At 68.6% G+C, this 373-nt stretch carries 1 pseudogene; it reads right to left on the reverse strand.

The features are described 5' to 3' along the window. A pseudogene (pntA, locus tag WG923_RS30370) lies at window positions 1–373 on the reverse strand (Re/Si-specific NAD(P)(+) transhydrogenase subunit alpha); the annotation flags it as partial.

The raw sequence follows: 373 nt of genomic DNA on the forward strand, positions 1-373 counted from the left end.
ATACAGGCCCACCAGCAGGAACAGCAGTGCGCCGACGCCGAACACGATCGCCAGCGACTTGGCCGCCATCGGCTCGCTGCTGCCATGGCCGTGTCCCTTGGGTGCGGCCGGCATCGCTGCCGGCTTGGCCTGCGGCGCCACCGCCGGGATCTTCGGCGGCGGGGGCGGCCACGTGATGCCGCCTTCCTTGATGACGGTCAGGCCGCGGATGGCGTCGTCGTCCATGTTGACGTCGATCACGCCGTCCTTGGTCTTGCACAGCTCCTCGGTCAGGCGCAGCAGGTTGTTCGAGTACAGCGTGGAGGACTGCTTGGCCAGCCGGCTCGCGAGATCGGTGTAGCCGATGATGGTCACGCCGTGCCGCACCACCGCC

The sequence above is a fragment of the Ramlibacter sp. AN1133 genome (genome assembly GCF_037890035.1).
Taxonomy (GTDB): domain Bacteria; phylum Pseudomonadota; class Gammaproteobacteria; order Burkholderiales; family Burkholderiaceae_C; genus Ramlibacter.